Here is a 26,757-nt window from a genome sequence, read left to right as displayed (position 1 = left end):
AGTCATAGTATGTTAGCCATTGCCGCGATCATTATTGCATGTTTCTTTGCAATGAATATAGGAGCTAGTGGAACCGCCGCGGCAATGGGGCCTGCATACGGGAGCGGTGCGATCCCTAAAAAACGAAATGCGATGCTGCTTGTAGGAGTATTTGCGTTCTTAGGTGCACTAGCAGGTGGAGAGGTTGTGCGGACGATAGGAAGTGGGATTATTCCCACTTCCATCGTTGATGTAGAACTCGTGATTATCATCCTAGGTGCTGCATGTCTCTCTTTATTTATTGCTAATTTGCTAGGGATTCCATTATCAACAAGTGAAGTCGTTGTTGGAGCGATTGTAGGAGCTGGAATAGCTTATCAATCGCTTTTCTTTGATAAGTTACTCATGATCGTTTCATTTTGGGTCATTGTTCCGATTGTTGCCTTTCTTTTTGCTTATGCAGCAGGTCATTTAGTAAGAAAGTTAGAGAATAAATATCCTGATCTAACGGGAAAGGGGAAGTGGCGGAAACCACTAGTCATGTTGCTCATTATTAGTGGCTGTATGGAAGCTTATGCAGCAGGGATGAACAATGTTGCAAATGCAGTGGGCCCTCTTGTAGGTGCAGGTCTGCTAGAAATCGGTCCGGCGATTTTACTTGGAGGCTTCTTTGTAGCTATCGGCGCGCTTCTATTAGGTGGTCGTGTCCTTGAGACAAACGGGAAGCGAATTACGAAATTAAGCTTGTTACAAGGTAGTACCGTTTCGTTAACTGGAGGCTCTCTTGTTATAACGGCGTCTATTTTTGGATTGCCCGTTCCATTAACACAAGTGACAACTTCAGCAATTATTGGAATTGGTACGGTAGAGGGCGGCTTGCGCTTATGGCAAAAAAGCATCCTCAAACAAATTTTAAAAGTTTGGATTGTTTCTCCGTTATTTTCACTCGTTTTGTCGTATGGACTTATTCTTCTATTTAAAAAAGGTGATTACTACACCCTATTTGTCTTAGTAAGTGTACTGATCGCCACTGCTGGAGCTTATAGCATGTATCAAGCGGCTAGACAAGAAAGACGAACGACGTATGATGATGGGGCAGGAATATAAATCAGCGAATTGACAAATGAACAAAGGAACTTTATTTTAATAACAACTAAAATTATCAGAATTTTTAGAGGGGGAGCTATAATGGCAGATAATAATATTGTTTGGCATGAGACAACGATAAAGAAAGAGGAGAGACAAGAGCGCAACGGTCATAAGAGTGCAATACTTTGGTTTACAGGCCTTTCAGGTGCAGGGAAGTCAACGCTAGCTAATGCTTTAGAGCAACAACTTTTTAAGCAAGGGAAGAACAGTTATGTTTTAGATGGGGATAATGTTCGCCATGGCTTAAATAAAGGACTTGGGTTTAGTGATGAAGACCGGAAAGAGAATATTAGACGAATCGGTGAGGTAGCCAAACTTTTTGTCGATGCAGGTACAATCGTTTGTACGGCCTTTATTTCTCCTTTTAAAGAAGACCGCGATCGAGTTCGTGAATTAGTGGAAGACGGAGAATTTATTGAAGTTTATGTGCGTTGTTCTTTAGAGGCTTGTGAAGAACGTGATCCAAAAGGACTTTATAAAAAAGCTCGTGCTGGGGAAATACCTGAATTCACAGGAATTAGTTCGCCTTATGAGGAGCCAGGTGCTCCAGAAATTATTGTTGATTCGGATAAACAAACTGTTGAAGAATCAGTTAATGCAATAATAAATTATTTGCAAGTGAAGAACATCCTATAGGGGGCAAATAGATTATGGCATATGAAAAGATTTGGGCAGAGGAGCCAGAAAAGTTAAATAAGGATGAGCTTCGCAAATTAGAAAAAGATGGTCTTGAAATTCTAAATGATATTGAAAAGTATGCAGAAAGTGGATTTGATTCTATTCCGAAAGAAGACTGGAGCTTATTTAAATGGGCTGGCCTTTATTTACAAAAGCCAAAAGAAGATGGGCATTTTATGATGCGAGTCAATATTCCATCAGGATTAATTACAAATGAACAGGCAGAAGTTCTAGCTGGAATTGGTCGTGATTATGGCCGTGATGTGATCGACATTACAACACGTCAAGCAATTCAATATCATTGGTTAACAATTGAAAACTTACCTGACATTTTTAAACGTTTAGAGTCAGTTGGTCTTTCGTCTGTAGGGGCATGTGGAGATATCCCAAGAACAATCATGGGCAATCCACTTGCTGGTGTAGATCCAAATGAGTTATTCGATACGAGAGAGATCGTTGAAGATGTTTATCGTTTTTTCCAACGTAATTCAGACTTTTCAAATTTACCACGTAAGTTTAAGATGTCAATATCAGGAAATGTACATAATGCTGGCCATGATCGCATTAACTGTATGTCGTTTACTCCAGCTGTGAAAGTAATCAATGGTGAAGAGGTAATAGGGTTTCATGTGAAAGTTGGAGGCGGATTATCAGCTAAACCATACCTTGCAGAAGAGTTGGATGTATTTGTTCTTCCGGAAAAAGTGAAAGATGTTGCGATTGCAATTACGTCAATCTATCGTGACTATGGTTATCGTGAGAAACGTCATCGTGCACGCTTGAAATTCTTAGTTGCTGACTGGGGTGTTGAAAAGTTTAAAGAAAAGCTACTTGAGTATACTGGTGAGCTCCCTGCCAAAGGAACATGCAAATTAGAGGAGTGGAACGGTGGATATTTCTACGGAGTACATGCACAAAAGCAAGAAGGTTTAAGTTATGTTGGATTCAATGTTCCTGTTGGTCGAATGAATTCAGATGAGTGGTTTGATCTTGCTCGAATTGCAAGAGATTACGGAAACGGTGAAATTCGCACGTGTAACTCTCAAAACCTAGTAATTCCAAACGTAGCTAATGAGAAAGTGGAAGCGCTTTTGCAAGAGCCTTTATTTGATCGTATTAAACTTGAACCTAAAAACTTCATTGGGTATTCAGTTTCCTGTACGGGGATCGAGTATTGTAACCTAGCACTTGTTGAAACAAAAGAGCGAATGAGACGTGTAGCAGAGTATTTGGACGAGCATGTCGCAGTTGATGTCCCTGTGCGTATCCATATGATTGGCTGTCCAAACGCATGTGGTCAACGTCAAATTGCCGACATAGGTCTTCAAGGTGTGAAGATGAAGAACAAGGATAAAAAGATGGTTGAAGCTTTTGAATTTTATGTTGGTGGAACTCTTGAAAAAGAAGTTGCTCAATTTAACAACAAGCTAAAAGGAAAAATCGAAGCAGATGAGCTTGCACCTGCATTAGCAGCCTTCCTACGTTATTTTGAAGAAAACAAAGAGCCAAACGAGGTATTCTTTGACTTCTACAACCGTGTAGGTCATGATGCTCTGCAAACTGCATTAGATGACATTTTAGAGACAGCATGATGCATTTATATCGATTTGACGTAGAAATAGAAGAGCGAGGGAATGTGACTGTTGTTGTTGTCGCAGCAAATGAAGAAAGTGCATTTTCAACTGCTGAGCAAGAAGTTGAAAAAAATTATTTAAAATTACCGATCATTACGTCTATTACACTACAAGAAAAAAAACCTGTTGGAAAAACAGCAGGGTTTGTCATTTAGGGGTCAGACCCCTCTGTGTATCTTCACCGCGTTAAATTGCGGATGATCACAGAGGGAATCTGGCTTTTTTATTTTTAAAATTGAAATTCTGGAATCGAGCAAGAAGGGAGGGGTCAGACCCTCCTTTATTGTATTAACGCATTGCAAAGAATGCTGTTTATTGATTGGTTATTGATTGTAAAGCGGCAGCTACATCAATTTCACCAAATCCATAGTATGGATCGTGTCCCGCTGTACCGAGGTCTTTAGCTGTTGAACGCATAACGTTGTATACTTCTTCATTTGTTAAATCCGGACGCAGTGAACGAATAAGCCCAGCCAAGCCAGCAACATGTGGAGCTGCCATAGATGTACCAGACATCACTACATAGTTGTTATCCGGAAACAAGCTTGGTATATGTTCACCTGGTGCTGTAACATCGATATGTTCACCGTAATTGGAGAAAAATGCACGATTTCTTGCCTCATCAACAGCTGCAACTGTGAACACCTCTTCATATTGTGCAGGGTACATAGGGTCTTGGACATTATCATTTCCAGATGCAGCAATTAAGACAACATCTTGTTCATATGCATATCGAATTGCCTCATGTAATAAATCAGAAGAGTAGTAATCGCCAAGACTCATATTGATGACATCAGCTCCTTGTTCTACGGCCCAGTAAATTCCTTTAGCCACTTCAAACGATGAACCTTCTCCTTCATCATTTAATACTTTAACAGGCAAAATCGTACTATCCCAAGACACACCAGCTATTCCTGTTACATTGTTTGTTAAGGCAGCAGCTACTCCTGCTACATGTGTCCCATGCCCATGTGCATCAGAGAAATCAGAGGTATCGTCAAACGAGTTGTATCCTGGTCCTAGTTTCTCAGCGATATCTAAGTGATTTGGGTCTACGCCAGTATCTAAGACGGCGATTTTTACCCCTTGACCTCCTGCCAAGTCCCATCCTTCATCAATCTCTATTTGATCTAAATTCCACTGATAAGGCTCGAAAAATTCATCGTTTGGTTTTGATGTTAATACATTTTGCTGTACTTGTTCTCTTCCTGCCCTTCTCTGATTTTGTTGTCTATTGTTTTGTGTTGGAGATGTATGTCTTGGTTCATTTGGGTCAGTTGAAAAAAGAATAACTTGTTTAGAAATTTTATAATTTGGCTCTGCAATGGCTAAATCATATTCTTTACGTAAACGCTGAATCAATTGTTCAGTTGATTCCGTCTTTGATTCGACAACAAACATTGGATTGTGATCTTCAAGAACTTGTAAATCTTGATTTTCCATTAACCACGTTTGAGCAACTTCGGGGTGTTTAAATTTAATAACGGCTTGTCTTTCAAAAAAAGGTTGTTGAAGTTGTTCTGGTTTCTGATCATCAGAATGAACAACGATTTGCCAACCTAATTCTGGTACTGTTTCTGCTTCTAAATTTTCAGGGATATCTTCAGTTGTTTTCCAGTCAACTTCAGGATCAGCCCCAGAAACGAAAAAAGTCCCGTTGGCATCAGCTACGGATGCTAGCCCTTTGACGAAAGACTTTACGAAAGATAAGTCAATTTCCCCTAAAACAGTTCGACCATCATCAAGCATTTCCCCCATTAACATGTATTGCTTTCCTTCAACAGAATAAGGGTCAGAAAAGTTACTTTTCATATGGCGGTGAGTTAATTTTGATACGTCCATTCGCTCAATATGGCCAACTTGTTCAATGACTTTATCGTTTTCGATAATAGCGAAACCGTGAAAATGTGGATGTTCTGTCACTTCTTCTTCAAACCTAGTTTGTAACTCTTGATCAGTTAAGTCTTGATTTGCCCACCTTTGCATTTGAGCAGAAAGCTGTTTTAAGAACATAGAAGTTGTCATTGTCAGGTCTTCAGCCATTAAGTGGTTCATTGCCGAGATTTCTAGCTCTTCTGGGATCTTTTTTGTTTGGATTGTGAAATCATTGTCGTCAATAAGTGCTCTTCCAATTATGGCAAGACCAATCCCTACGAGACCAACAATCAACACTGTTTTTGCCATTCTCCATAACATTAGAATCAAACATCCTTTCTCTTACGATTAAAAAAATAAGCCATAAATAATTCGTCATCATACGCACCATTAAGGTATGCTTGTTCTTTTTGGATGCCTTCTGTGACGAACCCAGCTTTTTCGTATAAGCTAATGGCTACTTTGTTTGAAGCAAAAACCGTTAAGCATAATTTATGCAAGTATTCTCGGTTACACCATGCAAGCGTGTACTCCATTACTTTCTTTCCAATTCCCTTTCCTTGTGCATCTTCGTGAAGCCACGTTCGAAAGAGACCAGTATGTCGTTTCATCTCTAATTCACCTCGGATAACTCTCGCAATGCCCCGGACGGCACCGTTTACTTCGACTACGATATACATGTTCCCGCTTTCTTTCATTTCCTCAATAAATGCTTCTTCCTCTTCAACTGTTCGTACTCGTTCTTTTTGTATATAAGTTCCTTGCTCAATGATAGAGGAAACTGAATAGATAATTTCTTTTGCATCTTGCTTTTGTGCAGGGCGAAGAATAATTTTTGAATGATCTTTAGCTGTAAACGTTTTACTACCTAAGTGTGTAAGTGTTGTCATTTTAATCCTCCTTTTCTTTAGGATGCCAAAAATGAATAGGGTCTTTCTCTATTTCAGTGTCCAATAGATGTGATACAGGTACAATTTTCACCTGTTCTTTCGTAAATAATGGAAGTGTATTTGAGATACCTGCAAACGTTTCATGACCTTTTATTCCTACATGCCCTATTGCAATTGCTTTTTTATCTTTTTTTGCTATTTTTAATAAAGACGACATTTGCTTCATAACATGTTCTTTTGAAGAGTGAGTATCGTCGATAAAGATACTTCTTGTTGCGTGAGGAATATTCATCTCACTTGCTAATTTAGGAATCACAGAAGATGAGCTTGTTCCACTATCAATTACATATAGCCCTTTTTGTTTAGCAATTTCTAAAATGATACGAATAATTCGTTCGTCTTCCACAATCTTAGATCCCATATGGTTGTTGATCCCTTTTGCAAAAGGAACATTCTCAATGGCTGCTAATACTCTTTTTCGTATTTCTTCATCAGACAAGTCACTTGTAATCGCATTTGGCCCGAGCCAAGATGCCTTCCCCTTTTTAGGTTCCATGGGTATATGGATCATAACTTCAAGTCCTGCTTGATGGGCAAGCTTTGCTTGTTCAGTTGATTGCTCCATAAATGGCATAACTGCCGCAGTAATGGGAATATTGCCATCTAAAAAAGACTCAACTCCTTTTACTTTTCCTCCAAAGTCATCAATGATGATGGCAACTTGTTTGTTCTCATTGGCAAATAATGAAGTAGGACTCAAGGAGACCAGGAACATACATAAAAAAAACATAATTATGAATCTAAATCGCATAGCCATCCACCTTTTCTAAACACTCTGTTTTTATGTTAGTTTGTCAAAGGGCTTTACGTTCTATGATAAAAAGATAAAATAAAGATAACCTATTGAAAAAACGCCAAAAAAAACATGTATAACGATCTCTCGTCACACATGTCTTACTTACGAATATTAAATGCGGCATTAAGCTGTCCGCGAAGCATACGATCGCGTACTTCTTTTTTCTGCATTTGTTTTTGTTCCATTTTTCGAATTTCAAATGTTTGCATACCATCTTCCATTTTATTTGCAATATCTAGTAGTCGCTCAACGTCTAGAAATGAATATTTTCTTGTTCCGCCTTTAGATCTTTCAGGATAGATTAGTTTTCTTTCTTCATAATAACGAATCTTTCTTTCTGAAAGGCCTGTAAGTTCACTAACAATTCCAATTGTAATTACTTTTTTATCTTTATATGTTGACACCCATTCCACCCCTTATTAAGTTAGAATGTTCAGATCTTTTCACTATCATAGCACATATACAGGTGGTGAGTGGTTGGGAATGTCAGATAATCTGACATTGATTATTGAAATTTAACAGTGGGTAAAACATTTAGAGAGAGTAAGACTAACATTAATGTATTTTTTCAATTGAGATCAGGCTTTCGGTATATTATAATTGATAAAACATATAAAAAAAGTCGGAAATATAATTTTGATCCGTATTTACAGATAGCTTAAAGGAGAATCATAATGACTAAAGGATATGTATATTTAATTGGCGCAGGTCCAGGAGATGTTCGTCTAATGACAGTGAAAGGTCAGCAGTGTCTTGAAATAGCTGATGTTGTTTTGTACGACCGTCTTGTTAATCCACTCTTACTTGAGACTACGAAGCCAGGAGCAGAGTTAGTTTATTGCGGGAAACTACCTGATCGACACTTACTTAGACAAGAAGCTATTAACGATTTGCTTGTGAAATATGCGCTAGAAGGCAAGCAAGTAGTTCGCTTAAAAGGTGGAGATCCAAGTGTATATGGTCGAGTGGGAGAAGAGGCGGCAGCTCTTGAAGAAGTCGGAGTTTCATATGAGATTGTACCGGGAATAACAGCAGGAATTGGAGCATCTACATACGCTGGTGTTCCAGTAACGCACCGAGATCATGGAGCCTCATTTGCTGTTGTAACAGGGCATGATAAATCTCCCACTGGGCAACCAATCATAGACTGGAAAGGGCTAGCGACCGGTATAGATACAATTGCTTTTTATATGGGTGTGAAAAACTTACCATATATTTGTGAGCAGCTTATCGAGCATGGACGAGACCCGAATACACCTGTACTACTTGTACAATGGGGTACAGTAGGAAAACAAAAGACACTAACTGGGGATTTAGCTACGATTGCAGAACTTGTTCAAAGAGAAAAGTTCTCTAATCCCGCCATTACGTTAGTAGGTGATGTAGCTAAACTGCGAACGAAAGAAAGCTGGTTTGAACGTCAGCCGCTTTTTGGGAAACATATTTTATTTGGACGCACAACGGAAGGACGAAGTGAGATTGCAAAAGAATTAACTAAATTAGGCGCTGACGTATTTGAATATCCTCGCTTTGTAACTAGGGAACATTTGGATATCGATGTGACCTTTCATAACTATGATCAAATCATATTTCATTCACCGAAATCAGTTGATTGGTTCTTTGCGCAGCTTAGAGAAAAGCGAATCGATATTAGGTCTCTTCAATCACGTTTTTACGGTGCATCTCAAAAATCAATTAAGGCAATTGAGTCATTTGCTTGTCTTGGGATCCCAGTACATGAGATGATTGAATCAGATAAGCGACTAGTTATTGGATCTAGAAATTGGGAAGAGCGTGAGCAGAAACGGTACGAGCTCTATGGAGAGCATGACTTTTATGTATCTCATACAGACGAAATTATTGAACAGTCCAATTTTACTTGTCAACGTATTCTTGAGGAAAACCGAGTGGATACAATTGTATTTCCAAGTGCAGAAGCCGTAAAGGTTGTGACAGAGCAAATTAAAGCATGCCAGGAAACACCGGATTCATTATCAAAGAGGGCTGAAGTTATCTGTTTCGGACCTGAGACGGCTAATGCAGCAATTGAATTAGGTTATCACGTTCAACATGTGCTGCAAGAGCCATCCAAACTAGAGCTGGTTAAAGTGTTAAAAGACATTGTAAAACAAAGTAGGTGAGTTTGTGCAAGCAATCTTATATGTAGGTCATGGAAGTCGTGTTCAGGCCGGCAATGAGGAGCTTCTTTCTTTTGTAAACAAAGCAAAACAAGAACATTCAGAAGTGAAGATTCAAGAATGCTGTTTTCTAGAGCTAGCCGAGCCGACCATTGAAGAGGGAGTACAAGCATGTGTGGAGCAAGGCGCCACGAAGATTGCAGTTGTCCCCCTCCTCTTATTAACAGCAATGCATGCGAAAGTAGATATTCCTGAAGAAATTGATAAAATGAAGGAAAAATATCCTCATATAGCTTTCTCTTATGGGCGACCAATTGGTATTGAATCAACCGTGATTAATATCATTCAAGATCGATTACGAGCTGTTGGATTTCACTTTAAGAATGAAAGGCCAAATTATGATGAGCGTAAGCCGATCTCAATTCTTTTAGTAGGAAGAGGAAGTAGTGATCCTGATCAGACGAGCGACTTAATGAAAATTGCTCGACTCCTTTGGGAATATACTCCTGTAGATGAAGTAGATGTTTGCTTTTTAGCGGCTACAAGACCTAATGTTGATGAAGGATTAGCTAGAATGAACCGTTTGCCAAATAACACAGTGTATGTTGTTCCTTATTTATTATTTACAGGTGTGTTAATGAAAGGTTTGCAAAAGCAATTAGATGAATGGTCAAAACAAACGAATAAAGAATTTGTTTTATGTGACTATTTAGGTTTTGACGATCAATTGATCTCAGTTTTAGGACAACGGGTACAAGAGGTATTAGACGAAGAAGTGAAAGTAAATTGTGACACTTGTTACTTGCGTGGACGTTCTAATCAGGTACCAGGTGTAAAAGCGTGAGTCATCTTCCAGTTATACTGAAGCTAGATGGAAAAAGGGCTGCCGTTATTGGAGCTGGTACTGTGGCAGCACGCCAAATTCCTAAATTACTTGAGGCGGGCGTCAGTCAAGTGATTGTTTATGCTCCATCACTTCACCCAACTCTAGAAAGCTATTTAAATAAACCACATTTTAAATGGGAAAAAGGAATGGTCGATCCAACATTTTCTTTTGATGAAGACTTTCTGTTTTTAATGACGAATGATTCAGCGCTTCATCTAGCTCTCTATCAACATAGAAAGACGTATCAACTTGTTTATTTTGCTGATAATTCTAGCCTCAGTGATTTTCATTTTCCTATGACGTTTCAAAGAGGCCCATTTTCCTTTTCTTTATCAACAGGTGGAGCAAGTCCAACGTATGGAAAGAGACTGATGGCGCAAATAAAGAAAAACATCCCTGATTCCATTGAAGAAGATTTGCTTTTTTTAGAATATGCAAGAAAACAAGTACTTACTAGTGGTTTAAAGCAACAAGTTCGTAAACAAATTTTACAGCAATGTGCGTCTTTGCATTTTTTGCAGGAGCCAAATCGAGAAGAGCTCCTGCATCAATTGATTAAACAAGAAATTAATAGAAAAAGGGAGAGCCATTTTTAATCAATCAATGGTTCTCCCTTTTGTCTTACTTTGTATAAGATAGTTTTGCAATTGCGTCGTGCTGATGGATAGATTCTTCATTGCGACATTGAACTTCGAATGAACGAATCGCTTCATGTTCATATAAATCAGCTGCAACTAGTCGAACGAGATCTTCTACAAAGCGAGGGTTCTCATATGCACGCTCGGTAACAGCCTTCTCATCTGGGCGCTTTAATACAGGGAATAGAATGGAGCTAGCATTACTTTCTGCAGCTTCTAACAGGACAGCCTTCCAATCTGCTTCGTACGAATCATCGACCGTTACAGTCATTGTTACGAAACTTCGCTGGTTGTGGGCACTGTACTCACTAATTTCTTTAGAGCATGGACATAGAGTTGTTACTGCCCCGGTTAGTGTAATAACGGATGTATACCCTTTGTCCTCATCAAACGAGACATCATATGTGATATCAGCGTGGGCCATTCCTTCTTTTTGCATAGCTGGGCTTGTCTTTGTGAAAAACCATGGAAATGTTACACGAACATTCGCAGCTCTTTGTTTCATTTCACGAGCAAGAATCGCCGTAAATTCACGTAAGGTTTGATCTGTTAACAAGTGAGATTGGAAGAATAGATGAAGCTGCTCTGTAAGGCGACTCATATTTATTCCTTTAAAATCTTGTTCTAAGCTTGTTGTTAAGGCAAATGTTGCTGTTGTTGTTTGAGTTGTTGGTGCTAGTTCTGATTCAATCATGACAGGGTACTTCACGTCAGAAATTCCCACTTGTTGAATAGGAAAATAAAAATCATCTGGTTTATTTTGAAGGTCTGGCATCTTTTCTTTGTCTGTTGGCTTTGTTCCTACAATGGGATCAACTGTACCAAAATGACGATGACGCTCAGCCTTAGGTGGTAAAGAACGTTTCATCTGATCTATCACTCCTGAAAATTAATTCTATTTATGTGGCGTTTGACAACAAATATGAATAGATTCATTGTTGTCTAGTTGTTCATCAAGCATCGATGCTGCTAACGAACACCTCTAACGAAAAGTTAGCATAACGATGGCATGTTGATGGAATACGAAAGGTAAAACAGTTGCGAGTTATGCTTCCTCCATATTACACTACAAAGGGAAAAGGAAACAAGAATATCGACTGTTTTCTACAAAGAGATTAGAAGGAAAAGAGTGGAAAGAAGGTATAAAATGAAAAAGGGAACCATATTTTGGATGATTTTGGCAGCTTTTTTACTTGTAATTGGACTAGTCATTCCAATTACAGTAACGGTATCAGGTGATACTCGAGTAATATTAGATCATACACATAAAGTGTATAGTGCACCGGCATGCTTTGATCAAGCTGATTTAACGAATAACTTAGAAGAGACCACGTTAAAGTATGCATTAGAGCTTGATTATGTAAGTGAATCTTCTTGTACACAAGATCAGCTGCAAGAAACCAAACCATTCTTAATAGGGATTTTTCAATGATGTGAGAAAGTAGGTGCAACATGGCTAAACGGGGATTAGGCATTGTTTGTCTCTTGCCTATCGCTGGTTGCAATAATTGATGATGAATCATTATAGAGTAGAGTAGGTGAGATATTCCCCTGCTCTTTTTTTATGCTCGTTTTATCGAAGAAGTCCGAAAGCATACTTAAAGAAGCACAATGGCACCGCATATTCCCAAAAAAAGGCCGTATGTGAGCCTTATCTTAAGGGAATGGGAGCCATTGCCAAGAATCAGGGAGGATTGTGTGGAACAATGTGGTGAGAATAACTGAAGAAGATTCAGGCGAGTATGTAAGCTGAAAACGTGTAAGAATCGTTTTGCAGAACCTGTTTGATTATGCTATATTGGGAATGTTCAAAAAACTTATAAATGAAGAGAGAAATGAAGAATAAGGGAGCTGGAGACATAAGATGAAGGTAGCGAAATTTGGGGGAACATCAGTCGCAAGTGCGGAGCAAATTAAAAAGGTAGCTTCCATTGTAGCAGAAGACAAAGAAAGAAAAATAATCGTCGTTTCCGCACCGGGAAAAAGAAGCAGTGATGATACAAAGGTGACAGATCTTCTTATCCACCTTGGTGAAACCTACTTAAAAAATGAGGATACGGAAAACGAATTACAAGCTGTCTTAAATCGTTATGAAGATATTGCAGAAGGGTTAGGCCTTGGAAAGGAAATCGTTGCGACAATTGAGGCAGATTTGCGTGAGAGACTTCAGTTTGATCGTAATCGTCCTGGTGCATGCATGGACTTATTAAAGGCAAGTGGTGAAGATAACAATGCTAAGTTAATTGCTGCTTACTTCCAAAGCGTTGGATTAAATGCTACATATTTAAATCCACAAGATGCTGGTCTATTTGTTAGTGATGAACCAGGAAATGCACAAGTCTTACCAGAAGCATATGAGCATCTTAAAGCTCTACGTGATCGTAATGAGATTATTGTGTTTCCAGGATTTTTTGGTTATTCAAAAGAAGGATCGCTCGTAACTTTTTCACGAGGGGGGTCTGATATTACCGGTTCCATTTTAGCAGCAGGCGTAAAAGCTGATTTATATGAAAATTTTACAGATGTTGATTCAGTTTTTGCTGCCAACCCTAATATTATTGATAATCCTGTTAAAATTAAAAAAATGACTTACCGAGAAATGCGTGAGTTGTCTTATGCAGGTTTCTCCGTGTTTCATGATGAAGCTTTATTTCCGGCATTCAGAAATGGAATTCCTGTTTGCGTAAAAAATACAAATAACCCGTCTTCTTCAGGAACGATGATTATCGCTGAGAGAGAATACTTCATGAATCCAGTTATAGGAATAGCGGCAGATGAAGGATTTGCAACAATCTATGTTCGTAAGTATTTGATGAACAGAGAAGTTGGTTTTGGTCGCAAGTTGTTACAAATACTAGAGGACGAAGGATTGTCTTATGAGCATATGCCATCTGGAATTGATGATACTTCTGTTATACTCCGACAAGAGCAGTTAACAGCAGAAATTGAGGAGCGTGTCGTTTCAAGAATTCAAGAGGAACTGCAAGTAGATGATGTGTATGTTGAACGTGATTTTGCTATGGTCATGATTGTGGGAGAAGGAATGCATAATACAATCGGAATATCTTCGCGTGCAACAGCAGCTTTAACTAGAGCGAATGTGAATATTGAAATGATTAACCAAGGGTCTTCTGAAGTAAGTTTAATTTTAGGGATCCATGCTTCAGACGCAGACCGTACAGTTGTTGAATTGTACCATGAGTTCTTTGGTGGTGCAGACGAAACGGTCCAATAAAAAAGAATGAGTGGGATCCTAACGGGTTCGGTTTAGAGGTAGAAAAACTAAATAACCAATAATAATAGTAGACCAATTCACATAATGAATAGGTCTACTATTATTTATTTATTTATTTATGAGGATATTTATGGTGGTTAACATATAAAAATAGCACCGTGGTCTATTGTTTAAGTTGTTAAACGGTCTGCTAATTGCGGAACAGTTGTTATACTGTAATTTACAAGAGAATCGCTTTTTTTTTTGTTCAGCTAAAAGGGCAAAAGAAGTTGAATAAACTATTGTCCTTCATAAAAACTGATGAAGGTCAGAACAAAGTAGAGAAGATAGGAAAAAGTTCTTCATAAAGCCGATGAAGGACAAAATAGAACAGAAATGCAGGGGGAAAATCCTTCATAAAGCCGATGAAGGACAAAATAGAACAGAAATGCAGGGAAAAGTCCTTCATAAAGCTGATGAAGGACAAAATAGAACAGAAATACAGAGGAAAAGTTCTTCATAAAACAATATGAATTATTTATATTTTGGATAGCTACTAGCCACTTCCTTAACTAACGGATTGTCTGGGTTTAATAAAGATTAGAAAAAAGTATTGGCTAAACCAATACTTTTTTCCGTTAATATGGCTGCTAATTAATGCACGGATAGCGCTACTTGGGATGTTTTTTAGTTTTCTGCTCCTTAACAGAACCTTTTTTATTTCCGTTCTGTTAATGTTTGGATCATTGCTTTCATTTCTGCTACCTCTTGTCGTAGTTCTTTTAACTCTGAATTTTTGTTTTCCTCTTCTTCTTCTTCATTCGCTTTTTCTACATTATTAACGATGACCCCAATAAAGAGGTTAAATACAATGAATGTACCCACTAAGATAAAGATAACGAAATAGATCCAAGACCAAGTAACTTCAGCGAATATGGGCCTCATAACACCACTTGCCCATGATTCTAGTGTGACAACTTGAAATAACGTTAAGAGAGACAGCTGTAAGTTTCCGAAATATTCAGGGGCAACTCCAGCAAACAACATCGTTCCTATTACAGCAAAAATATAGAAAATGATACTCATTAAAATCATTATGTTACCAAGGGCAGGAATTGTCATTAATAAGGCGTCTACAAGTCGACGCAATGAAGGAATAACGGATATCGCACGTAAAACACGAAGCACACGTAAAATCCTGAGCACAGTCACGAAGTGGGCTCCGACAAATATATGACCAGCAGCTACAATCAAAAAGTCAAACCAATTCCAGCTGCTTTTAAAGAAATCTTTTGTCGGACGCGTTGCAATAAACCGCATGGCAATTTCAATTGTAAAAATCCATAGCAAAATATAGTCAATTAAATAAAACCACTCGTAATAAGCTCTATATAAATCAGGGTATGTCTCAAGCCCGACAATAATGGCGTTAATAAGAATAAGAGTTATAATTGTTGCAGTAAATGCACGATGAAATACAATCTTCTGGACGGTCCGTACAAATGGTGATGTAGATAGTTCGCTATTTCTAGTTTCCATGTTGGCGCATCTCCTTAAGAAAACAAATCTAGTATTTATTTTACTAGATTTTGTGTTTGTGAAAAAGTGTTTGCTTATTTCTATTATCGAATAATTATCGTTTGTTTCACTAGAACGTATATTGTTGATTCAGTATGTACAAACAAATCAAGTTCAATAACTAGTGTTGCGTTAATAAAAAAAGGTAAACACATAAGCTGTGTCTACCTAAAAAAGTGTTATTGTGTTTTTGTGAACACTTCACCTAGTTCTTTAGATCTTGACATTGCACGTTTTACAGCACTGCACATAGCCTCTTGGCTCTTTCGTTCTCTAAGGACATTAATTCCTGCCTCTGTTGTACCATTTGGGCTCATTACTTCTTCATATAACTCTTTAGAAGATTTGCTAGTTGTTTGGAGCCTTTTTCCTACACCAACAACAGTTTGAGTAATAAGTGCAGATGCCTCTTCAGGAGTAAGACCTGCTTCATGTGCAGCCTGTTCCATTGCTTCAACCAAATAATAAAAATACGCTGGCCCGCTGCCTGCGAGCCCAGTAACAGCATCTAATTTATCTTCCTTTACAATGGTAACCGTTCCTACAGCTGAAAAAAGCTGTTCCACTTCTTTTAGCTGTTTATCCGTTGCATGCATTCCTTTTGTAATCGCTGTTGCAGATTCGCCAACCTTTGCTGAGGTATTGGGCATCGTTCTGATGACACCAGCCTTAGATCCTAATAAATCTTCAATATAGAAGGTAGGAATTCCAGCTAAAACCGAGACGAAAAGTTGGTTTGCATTTGTCGCATGCTTAATGTCATCAATCGCCTCTTTCACATGCTTTGGTTTCATGGCTAAAATGACAATATCACCTTGACGTACGGCTTCAATACGATTACTATTCGTTCGTATTCCATACGTGTTCTCAAGATAATGTAATTTTTCTTGAGAACTTAAGTTTGTTGCGATGATCTGCCTTGGTTCAACAACTTCTTGTCTTACTAATCCACCAATGATCGCTTCGGCCATTGATCCTGCACCTAAAAATGTTATGGTTTTGTTTTGTAACAACGATTCGCACCTAACCTTTCACTTGTCCCGTTCCATGGACGATATATTTCGTTGATGTTAATGCTTCTAATCCCATTGGTCCTCGAGCATGAAGCTTTTGTGTACTTATACCAATTTCAGCGCCGAACCCAAACTCAAAACCATCAGTAAAACGTGTGGAAGCATTATGATATACTGCAGCAGCATCTACTTTGTTCAAAAAGTTTTCCACGTTTTCTGCATCTTCACTAATAATCGCCTCGGAGTGTTTTGTACCATATTGATGAATATGCTCAATTGCTTCGTCCAATGAATCAACGACCTTTAATGCTACTTTTAAATCAAGAAATTCATCGGCCCAATCAACTTCTTGAGCTGCCTCTATTCTAGAGTCAAAGGACCTAGTTTTTTCATCTCCGACAAAAGCTACATTTTTATCCGAGAGAGCTTGCAATAATGAGTCGAAATGATCAGTTGCCCAGTTTGAATTTATAAGAATCGTTTCAACTGCATTACAAACAGAAGGACGTTGCGTTTTTGCATTCACAGCTACGGAGATAGCCATGTTGGTGTCTGCATTGTGATCAATGTATAAATGGCAATTGCCAACACCTGTCTCTAAAACTGGTACTGACGCATTTTTTACTACTGATTGAATAAGTGACGCACCTCCGCGAGGAATCAAGACATCTAAATACTCATTTAGTGTGAACATTTCTGTTGCGGTTGCCCGGCTAGTATCTTCAATTAGTTGAATTGCTTCTACTGGAATTGTTGTTTTTTCTAACGCGCGTTGAACCACGTTTACAAGTGCTGTATTGGAATGAATGGCAGAAGAACTTCCGCGAAGTAAGACAGCATTGCCAGCTTTTAGACAAAGGCTTGACGCGTCAATTGTCACATTCGGTCTAGCTTCATAAATCATCCCAATAACTCCAAGAGGAACACGTACTTTCTGAATTTGTAATCCATTTGGACGCTCGATACTTGCTAGTCTTTCTCCTACTGGATCTGTTAGTGAAATAACCTGTCTGATTCCTTCAGCCATATCTTTTAACCTTGTAGAAGTTAATGTTAACCGATCAATGATACCTTCATTTGTTCCATTGTTTCTTGCGATTTGAATATCTTTTTCATTTTCTGTTAATAGGTACTCTTCTTCTTGAAGAAGTTGCTGTGCAATTGCTTCAAGAGCTTCGTTCTTTTCTGTCGTTGTTTTTGTTGCTAGTTCACGGGCACATTCGCTTGCTTTTTTTGCTTTGATTTTCAGTTCGCTCATCGTTTCATCGTCTCCTTTATATGTGGAACCCAGTCATTGCGATGAATAACCACAGGTTGTTTATGTTTGGTTGTATCTTTTTTTGACTCTTGCTGTCCTCGAAAATGGTTGCACTCATCCATAGTCATATTAGCCTTTCCTTTACCAATAAGACTCCCATTTTCATTGATCACTTCAATTACATCTCCTGTTGTGAATTGCCCTTCTATAGCTACAATGCCAACAGGCAATAAGCTTTTCCCTCGGTGTAATAGTGCTTGTTCTGCTCCTTTGTCAATCATAAGGCGAGCAGAGATCTTTGAATGAAGCGCAATCCACTGTTTTGTTGTTGGCATGACCGCTTCATGTTGAAATGAGCCAATATAAGTTCCATCACCTTTTCCTTCTAAAATATCGGTGAATGTGTCTTTTTTAACACCTTTTCCAATAAAGACGTTTACACCTAATGTCAAGGCTGTTTGTGCGGCGCTCACTTTTGATTTCATACCACCGGTACCGACTTTGGATGTCGATTCCCCGGCTAGAGCGAGTAGGTCATCGGTAACATAAGGCAAATAATGGATTTTTTTAGCACTTGGATTTGTTTGGGGGTTATCATCATAAAGCCCGTTCACATCAGTCATGATACATAATGTATTAGCATGAATTAACCCGCTAACAAGGGCAGATAACATGTCATTATCTCCAAATGTCAGTTCCTCGATCGAAGTCGAGTCATTCTCGTTAATAATCGGAATAGCGCCTCGTTTTAATAACTCCGTTAATGTTGAATATGCATTACCATAGCGTGTTTCATCCGAAAAATCTTGCCTAGTTAATAGCAATTGGGCAGGGGTTATCTCATGAATTCCAAACTGCTCAATATAGGCTTGCATGAGCATTGCTTGCCCAACGGCTGCAGCAGCCTGTTTACCAGCAATCGTGACAGGTCTGCTTGGATAGCCTAAAGCCTTAAATCCAGCTGCAACAGCGCCAGAAGAAATTACAATCACTTCATGACCAGCTTGTTTTAGTTGCGCGATTGCTTTGACAAATTCAGTGACTTTTTCCATACTTAAAGCACCATGCTTTGTCGTCAATGAACTACTACCAATTTTAACAACGAGACGTTGTCGACTCATGATTCTCTCCTCATTTCAATAAATTACTAGCTCAAAAAATAAAAGCCCCTCCGTCCTCATCATAATAAGGACGGAAGAGCTTAGTTTCCGCGGTACCACCTTAGTTGGCAAATTGCCCACTCTTTACCCGTATCGTGGGGAACGGTCGAGCTTAATGAAAGGTAAAGTATTAAGCTGACTAGCTCTAGGGCAGGTTCAATGTCATTAGAGGTGATGACTCTTTCAGCCAATGAAGCCACTCTCTATACACATAATGGTCATTTACTAATCCCTATCAACGCTTTTTTGTCATGTTTTTTTCCATTATATGAGGGTACGGTCTCGGAGTCAACTCTTACTCAGAAAAAACAATAATAGATTTTTAATTTTTAGCAAAAAACAGAAAAATAATTAAATGAATAAAACAAAGGAGCGGAAAGATGAACATAGACAAAACGATTTGGATAACTGGAGCATCAAGTGGGTTAGGCCGAGATCTTGCGCTAGAAGCAGTGAAAAAAGGGTATACCGTTGTTTTGCTAGCACGAAATATTAATAAATTACAAGAGTTAAAAGGAATAATTGAAGAAAAGGGAGGAAAAGCGTTTGTATATCCACTTGATGTTAGCCATCCCTTGATGATTGAGGAAAGAACAGCACAGATCATGAAAGAGGTCGGGCGAGTTGACGTTCTAATTAACAATGCAGGCTTTGGAGTGTTTGATAAAGTAGAGTCAGCTAATATAAACGATGTAAAAGAAATGTTTTCTGTGAATGTCGTTGGTTTGATAGCATTGACGAAAGCCGTTCTTCCTTATATGTTAAAAAACAATCAAGGTCATATAATTAATATTGCCTCACAAGCAGGAAAACTTTCGACGCCAAAGTCAACGGTTTATTCCGCGACCAAACATGCCGTTTTAGGTTTTACAAATGGGCTTAGAATGGAGTTAATGGATACAAAGATTAATGTTAGTGCTGTAAATCCGGGTCCTATTAAGACACCTTTTTTTGAGCGAGCTGATCAGGAAGGAACGTATGTTAAAAATGTGGATCGGTGGATGTTACAATCCGAGGATGTCGCTGTTAAGACGATTCAGCTTATCGAAAAGCCAAAACGTGAGCTAAACCTACCTAAATGGATGAATATTGGCTCCACTATATATCAAGTTATGCCAAAAGTGATAGAGCGAATTGCTGGCAAGAAGCTGAACCAAAAATAAGAGAGGGGGAAACTTATGGCTAACCGCTATCATTGTTGCGCAACATGTACTCATTTCAGTGCTGAAAAAAAGCAAGGAGGAGGAATGCACTACCGCTGCATTCGTTTAGGTTATGAAACAAAGCCAGCCTATATCTTTCATTGCTGGGAGCCAAAAGGGCATGTGAAAAAGTTAATGGAAAAGCGAAATCATTCATCCTGATTAGTGAAAAAAGGGTAGATAATATCGTGTAGAATGTCTTGTAAGTTTTCAAATCCTTGTTGTTGTACTTGATCAACAATTTTTTGCAGTAATTGATTCTCTTCATCTTTCGTAAGAGGTAGACTAAAACTTTGCTCTGTGTAGGTTTTTATAACATGATCCATTTGTTTTTTTATAAAGCGTTTGTCCATCTTATTCTCACACTAGTCTTTTCAAATTTTTCTTTACCATTACAGTATAGAAAAAGGAAGTTGACGTGACCAGTTCAGCCTTTTACAATAAAGCTATCAAACTAGTCATTAAAACCTGTTTATTGTACTCAAAACAGGCGTGGACTTTTTTAGAGGCTACTCTATTTTCACCACACTTTGTCATAGGGCAGAGTGTGTTTTTTTGTTTAGAGGAAGGAGTGTGGATGGTGAAGGTTTGGCATTATGCGTCTCTAGTATTTTTAGCTGGATGCTGTTTTGGAATATTATCAACCTTTGTTAAGTTAGCATACGGGGCCGGATTTTCGGTTGGAGAAGTGACGGGTGGACAGTTTCTTACAGGAACAGTTCTTATCTTCTTGTTGTCTTTGTTCACGAAAAGAACAAAGCTATCATTAAGACAATCTCGAGAATTGCTACTGGCAGGCATGCCGATGGGGTTAACGGGTATTTTCTATTATATTTCATTACAAACACTTGATGCATCATTAGCCATTATATTTTTATTTCAATTTATTTGGATAGGAGCACTATTGGAATGGATTCTTGAGAAGAAAAGACCTTCACGTGAAAAACTTGTTGCTATCATCATTTTGTTTGTAGGTTCACTATTAGCAACGGGGCTTTTAGTTGAAGGAAATGTAATATTCTCACTAAATGGAGCAGCATGGGGCATTCTTGCAGCGATCGCTTTTGCTACATTTATTTATGTGAGTGGAACAGTAGGAAAGGCTGTACCGCCTGTTCAAAAGAGCTCCTTTTTATCTTTAGGGGGATTTTTGATAGTTGGTTTATGTTTTCCGCCGGTGTTCCTTTTGGACGGTTCAATTGTTACGGGGATTTTGCCTTATAGTTTTATGTTAGGGTTATTTGGTGTTGCACTTCCGCCTTTGTTATTTTCGATTGGCATGCCGCATATTGGAGCGGGTCTTGGAACCATTCTTTCTGCCTCTGAATTGCCCATTGCCATTATCCTCTCAACAGTTATATTATCCGAAACAATTAATTGGACACAGTGGCTAGGAGTGTTTCTAATATTAATTGGAATTATTGTAGGGAATATCAAAGTGAAAGTGAAAGATTCGGATACATCAAGGAAACAGGAAACCACCATCTAAACCAAATAACAGATATAATGATGCAAAGAGTCGACTGAAACAAGTCACCCTTAAACATGTTTCAGTCACTCGATTTCTATGAATGAATTTTTGTTAATTTGTTTTGAAATTCAGCAATGATGGCTTCAATGATAGACACCCTTGCTGCCCTTTTATCATTGCTATCTATAATATGCCACTTCGCAAATTTGGTATTTGTTTTATTAATCATCTCCTCAATGGCTTCTTCATACTGATCCCATTTTTCGCGATTTCTCCAATCCTCATCAGTTAGTTTCCATTTTTTGAAAGGATCATTTGCGCGTGCTTGGAAGCGAGCAAGTTGCTCATCTTTTGTTATTTGCAGCCAGAACTTTATAATAATATGACCGGCGTCAGCCAGCATTTTCTCGGTATAATTAATTTCCTCATATGCTCTCCCCCATTCTTCATCCGTTGCAAATCCCTCGACTCGTTCAACAAGAACTCGACCATACCAAGAGCGGTCAAAAATGGCGATTTGTCCTTTTGTAGGTAAACTTTTCCAAAATCGTCTCATGTAATGGTATTTTAATTCATGTTCATCAGGGGCAGCAATTCCATGAACTTTGTAGCCACGTGGATCTAAACGTTCTGTGACTCTTTTAATGGCACCGCCTTTTCCTGCTGCATCCCAGCCTTCAAATATAAGAATGACTGGCAAATCTAATTCATAAAGTTCATGTTGCAATTGCAGTAATTGTAACTGATTCTTTTTTAAAGCTTTCTTGTATTGCTTTTTCGTTGCGAACTGTCTTTTTGATTTTGACAAATAACATACCCCTCTCTACTTGATCTGTAAATATATTGAATATCCTTGGTCAGTAAATATCTGTTTCTCAATCTTATGATTTAGTGATCTGTGATGTTTCATATTTACGAAACAGAAAAAAATCATCACATTAGCCCATGTTTAGGAATAGGATAGTTTATGGGTAGAGGTCCTAATTTAGGTCAATGCAAAAAGAGAAAAAGCTCTAGGATCAGTAGATGAATATTTCTACTATCACTTGAGCATGAGAAAACTTCCCAAAAGGGGCTGATGATACATGTGTGGTATTACAGGGTGGATTGATTGGCGTCAAGATTTACGAAAAGAGGAAAAGCAAGTACGTAAAATGGCAGAGACTCTTAATCGTCGAGGACCGGATGATATGAATGTTTGGACATCACCTCATGCCGCTTTTGGTCATGCACGTCTAGTAGTCGTAGACCCGGAAAATGGTATCCAACCAATGAGTCGTACTTATAAGAATAAAACATATACAATTGTCTATAATGGGGAGCTCTACAATACTGAAGATATACGAAAAGAGCTTCTTGTGAGAGGGCATGATTTTAAAGGGCATTCCGATACAGAAGTTCTATTAAAGTCCTATATTGAGTGGGGCCATCAATGTTTAGAAAAGTTTAATGGCATTTTTGCTTTTGCTATTTGGAATGATAAAGATGAGAGCCTATTTATGGCTCGTGACCGACTAGGGGTAAAACCACTTTTCTACACAGTACGTAATGGCTGCTTGCTTTTTGGGTCTGAGTTAAAGGCATTGCTTGCTCATCGTGATATTGAACCAATAGTTAAAACAGAAGGTCTTGCTGAAATTATGGGGCTAGCTCCATCTAGAACACCAGGCCACGGGGTGTATGATGATATTAATGAACTTCGACCTGCTCATATGCTCATCTATGATCGAAATGGAGCTAAGATCAGCCGCTACTGGACATTAAAGAGCAAAAGGCATAACCACACTGTAGAAGAAACAGCTGAGCATGTTCGTTATTTATTAGAGGATACAGTTGAACGTCAATTATTTGCTGATGTACCAGTAGGGATGTTTCTATCAGGTGGTATAGATTCAAGTGCGTTAACAGCTCTTGCTGCAAAAGTATACGAGAAACAAGGAAAAGGGGCAATCAAAAGTTATTCTATTGATTACGATGAAAATGACAAATACTTTAAAGCAAATGATTTTCAGCCGAATTCAGATGCACCATGGGTCAAAGTCGTGTCAGATGCTCTAGGCACTGAACATCAGAATAAAGTCATTTCGATAGATGAATTAGCTAACCGTCTAAAAGAAGCCGTCGATGTTCGTGACTTGCCGGGTATGGCAGATATTGATTCATCGTTAATTTGGTTCTGTCATGAAATTAAAGAAGACGTGACTGTTGGGTTATCAGGTGAATGTGCCGATGAAATATTTGGAGGATATCCATGGTTTCATAAACCAGAAGTAATGAACATTGATGGATTTCCATGGATGCGCTCTATTGATGAACGTGAAAACCTCTTAAATGATAAATGGAAAAAGAAATTAGACTTAAAGCAATATGTATACCAACGTTATAAAGAAACAATCCAAGAAACCCCTACTTTTGATGAGGATACACCTGAAGAAGCAAGGAGAAGAGAAATTTCGTATTTAAATATAATTTGGTTTATGACCAACCTTCTTGATCGAAAAGACCGGATGAGCATGGGAGCGAGCTTAGAAGTACGAGTGCCTTTCTCTGATCACCGCCTCGTTGAATATGTTTGGAATATCCCATGGGAAGTGAAACAATTAGCAGGACGCGAAAAAGGGATTCTTAGAAAGGCTTTGGAAGGCTCCCTGCCACATGATGTTCTTTATCGTAAGAAGAGTCCGTATCCAAAAACACACCATCCTAAATATACGGCCGCTGTACAAAAAGGAATGAAAGAGGTATTAGCTCAAAAGGATGCCCCCATTTTTGAATTTATAAATAAGGATGCCTTAAGAGAGATTGCAGATTCAGGCGGGTTCCCAACTGGTCAGCCTTACTTTGGTCAATTAATGGCAGGCCCTCAGCTACTAGCTCATTTTATCCAAATGGATTACTGGTTAAATACGTACAATGTAAAGATAAAAGAATAGTTCAATAGGAGGGCACTAAAAAGGTAAAGCCGACCTTTTCAGTGCTCTCTTACCTGTCACTGCCAAGCTAGTGAAAAAGTGCAATACTCTATAAAGAATGAAGAATGAACTTATGGGAAAAGTATAACAGATTATGTATGTGGGGGTTATGGAATGTCAAAGGAGCCTGAATTAACGTCATCAGAAATAGGAACACTATGGATGACCTATCAACAAAAAACGATGTTGTTTCAGATGTTGTCTTATTTCATTAATAAATCTGAAAATCGTGATGCAAAAAAAGTAATGATAAGTTTGTCAAAAGAAATTGATCATTATGTAAAGCGAATCGAGAAGATTTTTGAAACGGCAGGTGCTGTCATTCCTCAAGGTTATAAAAAACAGATGTGCATATAGATGCACCTAAGCTATTTGACCATGATTTTGATATTTATTTTACTCGAATAATGAAAGCAATTAGTATGGGGATGCATACGTTGCATATAGGTATGGTATATCGAAAAGACTTACTAAAGTTATTTCAAGATTTAACCGTTATGACTCAAGACTATTTCTCACAATGTACAGATTACTTATTAAAAAAAGGCGTGTTAGTGCGGCCACCCCATGTGACGATGCCAAAAGAAGTAGAATTTGCGACAGATCAAAGTTATTTAAAAGGAATTAAGCTTGGTCACAAACGATCATTGACAACTGTTGAGGTTGCTCATTTGTATCACGCAATTGAAAGTAACATAATTGGGGCTAATTTGATGCAAGGCTTTGCTCAAAGTGCACAAAATGAAGATGCGAAAAAGTTCTTTAATCGTGGAAAAGAGCTATCAAAAGGCCTTGTGAAAGATTTTGGAAATATTTTAAGAAAAGCAGAGGTTCAAATCCCTGCCCTTGAAGGTGGAACAGTTACCACCTCAGTAGTACCACCGTTCTCAGATAAAATCATGATGTATTGTACAAGCTTGTTATGCAGCTTTTCTTTAGGAAGTAATGCTTTTGGGACGTCCTTTAGTTTGCGAAATGATATTCCTCCTGTTGTCATACTTGGTGCGAAAGATATTTTTGACTACGCAACGGATGGAGCAAAGTTAATGGTCAAGCATGGCTGGATGGAAGAGGCTCCACAAATGGAAGATCGAAAGCAGCTATTAAAAAAATAGACTTTAAAACCAAAAAGAGTCATAATAGCCCACCGATCCTAAATTTAGCAAGCAAAAATAAATAAAGATTTAACGGAAATCATTTATTTGCATAATGTATAGGAGGAGTTAAGATGTGGCCGAATCTTAATTCCCCCCTAGGGAGGTAAAAACGACTTAAGAGGGCATTCCCTTTTTTAAGTCGTTTTATTTTTTGTATAATGTTTTCTTGAGAGAGGAATGTAAAAGATAATAGAGGTGGAAGGATACATATAAACTGAATGATAATTGAGGAGGGCTTACTGATGGACAGCCGTATTGTCATTGTTACAGGTGGAGGACAAGGAATAGGTGCAGCTATCGCAAAAGCATATGGAGCAAACGGTGATATTGTGATTGTGACAGATATTGACGAAATGAAAGCAAGAGAAACAGCGGCCTATATAGTGAAGAATGGTGGAACTGCTCATTCTGAATTATGTGATGTGAGGAAAGAAGATCATATCATTAAAGTTGTTTCTCAAACTCTACTGCAATTTGGGAAAATTGATATTCTAATTAATAATGCTGGAGTGTCAAAGTTTAAGTCCCCCTTTGAGATAACAACCAAAGAGTGGGACGATATCCAACATACAAACGTTCGAAGTGTGTTTTTGTTTTCGAGAGAAGTAGCGAAAGACATGAGAAAACGTAAGAAAGGTTCCATTGTTAATATAGCATCAACGCGTTCTGTTATGTCAGAGCCTTACTCAGAAGCATACGCGGCTTCTAAAGGGGCAGTTGTTGCTGTAACTCATGCATTAGCAGCTTCTTTTCAAGAAGATCGGATACAAGTTAATGTTATTAGCCCAGGATGGATTCACACTGGAGACCAGTCGGAACTAAGGGAAATCGATCATGAACAGCATTTTTCCAAGCGGGTAGGGGAACCAAACGATATTGCAAGGGCATGTCTTTTCTTAACAGATGAATCAAACCAATTTATTAATGGTGAGAATGTAACGATTGATGGTGGAATGACGAGAAAAATGATTTATGAACAATAAAGGGGTATCCCAAAAGGTTTTTTGAC

The 26,757-nt window shown here is 38.4% G+C and carries 27 protein-coding genes and 1 other annotated feature; of the genes, 16 read left to right on the top strand and 11 right to left on the bottom strand.

Annotated features, from left to right (window positions below; translation table 11 throughout):
• The first annotated feature begins 9 nt into the window (after nucleotides 1–9).
• The 4 genes from MF646_RS08365 (at nucleotide 10) to MF646_RS08350 (ending at nucleotide 3,595) form a co-directional block, all read left to right on the top strand.
• Complete coding sequence (locus tag MF646_RS08365) at nucleotides 10–1,086, top strand: inorganic phosphate transporter (protein ID WP_250096040.1); 1,077 nt, start codon at nucleotides 10–12, stop codon at nucleotides 1,084–1,086.
• An 81-nt stretch (nucleotides 1,087–1,167) separates the two neighbouring features.
• Nucleotides 1,168–1,764: an adenylyl-sulfate kinase gene (cysC, locus tag MF646_RS08360; RefSeq protein WP_250096039.1), complete on the top strand. Its 597-nt coding sequence runs from the start codon at nucleotides 1,168–1,170 to the stop codon at nucleotides 1,762–1,764.
• Between the two features lie 14 nt (nucleotides 1,765–1,778).
• On the top strand, nucleotides 1,779–3,398 hold the full coding sequence (locus tag MF646_RS08355) for a nitrite/sulfite reductase (protein ID WP_250096038.1): 1,620 nt from the start codon (nucleotides 1,779–1,781) through the stop codon (nucleotides 3,396–3,398).
• Nucleotides 3,398–3,595, top strand: a complete 198-nt coding sequence (locus MF646_RS08350) for a DUF3906 family protein (RefSeq protein WP_250096037.1) — start codon at nucleotides 3,398–3,400, stop codon at nucleotides 3,593–3,595. The genes MF646_RS08355 and MF646_RS08350 overlap by 1 nt, the downstream gene beginning before the upstream one ends.
• Before the next feature lie 157 nt (nucleotides 3,596–3,752).
• Here the strand turns inward: MF646_RS08350 and MF646_RS08345 are convergent, their stop codons facing one another.
• The 4 genes from MF646_RS08345 to MF646_RS08330 form a co-directional block, all read right to left on the bottom strand.
• Entirely contained in the window at nucleotides 3,753–5,636 is a 1,884-nt protein-coding gene (locus tag MF646_RS08345) for a S8 family peptidase (protein WP_250096036.1), read from the bottom strand.
• A gap of 5 nt (nucleotides 5,637–5,641) precedes the next feature.
• A complete protein-coding gene (locus MF646_RS08340) occupies nucleotides 5,642–6,205 on the bottom strand; it encodes a GNAT family N-acetyltransferase (RefSeq protein ID WP_250096035.1) in 564 nt (187 codons plus the stop codon).
• A gap of 1 nt (nucleotide 6,206) precedes the next feature.
• Nucleotides 6,207–7,016 (bottom strand): divergent polysaccharide deacetylase family protein, encoded by an 810-nt coding sequence (locus MF646_RS08335; RefSeq protein WP_250096034.1) that lies wholly within the window; start codon nucleotides 7,014–7,016, stop codon nucleotides 6,207–6,209.
• A gap of 143 nt (nucleotides 7,017–7,159) precedes the next feature.
• Entirely contained in the window at nucleotides 7,160–7,465 is a 306-nt protein-coding gene (locus tag MF646_RS08330; protein WP_250096033.1) for a MerR family transcriptional regulator, read from the bottom strand.
• Nucleotides 7,466–7,735: 270 nt separating this feature from the next.
• Between MF646_RS08330 and cobA the strand changes: the two genes are divergently transcribed.
• From cobA to MF646_RS08315, 3 genes are read left to right on the top strand one after another with little or no spacing between them, the layout of a single operon-like run.
• A complete protein-coding gene (cobA, locus tag MF646_RS08325; protein WP_250096032.1) occupies nucleotides 7,736–9,202 on the top strand; it encodes a uroporphyrinogen-III C-methyltransferase in 1,467 nt (488 codons plus the stop codon).
• Nucleotides 9,203–9,206: 4 nt separating this feature from the next.
• Nucleotides 9,207–10,043, top strand: coding sequence for a sirohydrochlorin chelatase (locus MF646_RS08320; RefSeq protein WP_250096031.1), 837 nt, complete (start codon nucleotides 9,207–9,209; stop codon nucleotides 10,041–10,043).
• Nucleotides 10,040–10,681 (top strand): precorrin-2 dehydrogenase/sirohydrochlorin ferrochelatase family protein, encoded by a 642-nt coding sequence (locus MF646_RS08315; RefSeq protein ID WP_250096030.1) that lies wholly within the window; start codon nucleotides 10,040–10,042, stop codon nucleotides 10,679–10,681. Before MF646_RS08320 ends, MF646_RS08315 begins: the two co-directional genes overlap by 4 nt.
• A gap of 25 nt (nucleotides 10,682–10,706) precedes the next feature.
• Here MF646_RS08315 and folE2 read toward each other — a convergent pair whose 3' ends face one another.
• The gene (gene folE2 / locus MF646_RS08310) at nucleotides 10,707–11,591 is read right to left on the bottom strand and encodes a GTP cyclohydrolase FolE2 (protein ID WP_250096029.1); all 885 of its coding nucleotides are present in this window, start codon (nucleotides 11,589–11,591) and stop codon (nucleotides 10,707–10,709) included.
• Between the two features lie 279 nt (nucleotides 11,592–11,870).
• On the opposite strand from folE2, the gene MF646_RS08305 reads away from it, so the two are divergent.
• Entirely contained in the window at nucleotides 11,871–12,155 is a 285-nt protein-coding gene (locus tag MF646_RS08305; RefSeq protein ID WP_250096028.1) for a hypothetical protein, read from the top strand.
• 432 nt (nucleotides 12,156–12,587) lie between these two features.
• Nucleotides 12,588–13,958: an aspartate kinase gene (locus MF646_RS08300; RefSeq protein WP_250096027.1), complete on the top strand. Its 1,371-nt coding sequence runs from the start codon at nucleotides 12,588–12,590 to the stop codon at nucleotides 13,956–13,958.
• Between the two features lie 696 nt (nucleotides 13,959–14,654).
• On the opposite strand, the gene MF646_RS08295 is transcribed toward MF646_RS08300, so the two are convergent.
• The 4 genes from MF646_RS08295 to proB all read right to left on the bottom strand — a co-directional run bounded on the left by MF646_RS08295 (nucleotide 14,655) and on the right by proB (nucleotide 18,907).
• Entirely contained in the window at nucleotides 14,655–15,476 is an 822-nt protein-coding gene (locus MF646_RS08295) for an ion transporter (RefSeq protein ID WP_250096026.1), read from the bottom strand.
• A gap of 218 nt (nucleotides 15,477–15,694) precedes the next feature.
• Nucleotides 15,695–16,528 (bottom strand): pyrroline-5-carboxylate reductase, encoded by an 834-nt coding sequence (gene proC, locus MF646_RS08290; protein ID WP_250096025.1) that lies wholly within the window; start codon nucleotides 16,526–16,528, stop codon nucleotides 15,695–15,697.
• A gap of 10 nt (nucleotides 16,529–16,538) precedes the next feature.
• Entirely contained in the window at nucleotides 16,539–17,786 is a 1,248-nt protein-coding gene (locus MF646_RS08285; protein WP_250096024.1) for a glutamate-5-semialdehyde dehydrogenase, read from the bottom strand.
• Nucleotides 17,783–18,907, bottom strand: a complete 1,125-nt coding sequence (gene proB / locus MF646_RS08280) for a glutamate 5-kinase (protein ID WP_250096023.1) — start codon at nucleotides 18,905–18,907, stop codon at nucleotides 17,783–17,785. The genes MF646_RS08285 and proB overlap by 4 nt, the downstream gene beginning before the upstream one ends.
• 63 nt (nucleotides 18,908–18,970) lie before the next feature.
• Nucleotides 18,971–19,194, bottom strand: a binding site (T-box leader).
• Between the two features lie 132 nt (nucleotides 19,195–19,326).
• Between proB and MF646_RS08275 the strand changes: the two genes are divergently transcribed.
• Entirely contained in the window at nucleotides 19,327–20,109 is a 783-nt protein-coding gene (locus MF646_RS08275) for an SDR family NAD(P)-dependent oxidoreductase (RefSeq protein WP_250096022.1), read from the top strand.
• Nucleotides 20,110–20,124: 15 nt separating this feature from the next.
• Nucleotides 20,125–20,310, top strand: coding sequence for a hypothetical protein (locus MF646_RS08270; protein ID WP_250096021.1), 186 nt, complete (start codon nucleotides 20,125–20,127; stop codon nucleotides 20,308–20,310).
• Here the strand turns inward: MF646_RS08270 and MF646_RS08265 are convergent.
• Nucleotides 20,298–20,501 (bottom strand): YqzH family protein, encoded by a 204-nt coding sequence (locus MF646_RS08265; RefSeq protein WP_250096020.1) that lies wholly within the window; start codon nucleotides 20,499–20,501, stop codon nucleotides 20,298–20,300. The genes MF646_RS08270 and MF646_RS08265 overlap by 13 nt on opposite strands.
• 227 nt (nucleotides 20,502–20,728) lie before the next feature.
• On the opposite strand from MF646_RS08265, the gene MF646_RS08260 reads away from it, so the two are divergent.
• A complete protein-coding gene (locus tag MF646_RS08260) occupies nucleotides 20,729–21,637 on the top strand; it encodes an EamA family transporter (RefSeq protein ID WP_250096182.1) in 909 nt (302 codons plus the stop codon).
• A gap of 76 nt (nucleotides 21,638–21,713) precedes the next feature.
• Here the strand turns inward: MF646_RS08260 and MF646_RS08255 are convergent, their stop codons facing one another.
• Nucleotides 21,714–22,427: a polyphosphate kinase 2 family protein gene (locus tag MF646_RS08255; RefSeq protein WP_250096019.1), complete on the bottom strand. Its 714-nt coding sequence runs from the start codon at nucleotides 22,425–22,427 to the stop codon at nucleotides 21,714–21,716.
• Nucleotides 22,428–22,704: 277 nt separating this feature from the next.
• On the opposite strand from MF646_RS08255, the gene asnB reads away from it, so the two are divergent.
• The 4 genes from asnB (at nucleotide 22,705) to MF646_RS08240 (ending at nucleotide 26,731) form a co-directional block, all read left to right on the top strand.
• Nucleotides 22,705–24,552: an asparagine synthase (glutamine-hydrolyzing) gene (gene asnB / locus MF646_RS08250; RefSeq protein ID WP_250096018.1), complete on the top strand. Its 1,848-nt coding sequence runs from the start codon at nucleotides 22,705–22,707 to the stop codon at nucleotides 24,550–24,552.
• 153 nt (nucleotides 24,553–24,705) lie between these two features.
• A complete protein-coding gene (locus MF646_RS23400) occupies nucleotides 24,706–24,948 on the top strand; it encodes a DUF3231 family protein (protein WP_338035484.1) in 243 nt (80 codons plus the stop codon).
• Nucleotides 24,939–25,706, top strand: a complete 768-nt coding sequence (locus MF646_RS08245) for a DUF3231 family protein (protein ID WP_338035483.1) — start codon at nucleotides 24,939–24,941, stop codon at nucleotides 25,704–25,706. The genes MF646_RS23400 and MF646_RS08245 overlap by 10 nt, the downstream gene beginning before the upstream one ends.
• 284 nt (nucleotides 25,707–25,990) lie before the next feature.
• On the top strand, nucleotides 25,991–26,731 hold the full coding sequence (locus tag MF646_RS08240; protein ID WP_250096017.1) for an SDR family NAD(P)-dependent oxidoreductase: 741 nt from the start codon (nucleotides 25,991–25,993) through the stop codon (nucleotides 26,729–26,731).
• Nucleotides 26,732–26,757: the final 26 nt, after the last annotated feature.

Origin of the sequence: Halalkalibacter alkaliphilus (assembly GCF_023555415.1) — a bacterium.
Lineage (GTDB): Bacteria > Bacillota > Bacilli > Bacillales > Bacillaceae_D > Halalkalibacter > Halalkalibacter alkaliphilus.
The sequence above is the reverse complement of the archived record's forward strand: the minus strand, read 5'-3'. Positions and strand labels throughout refer to the sequence as shown.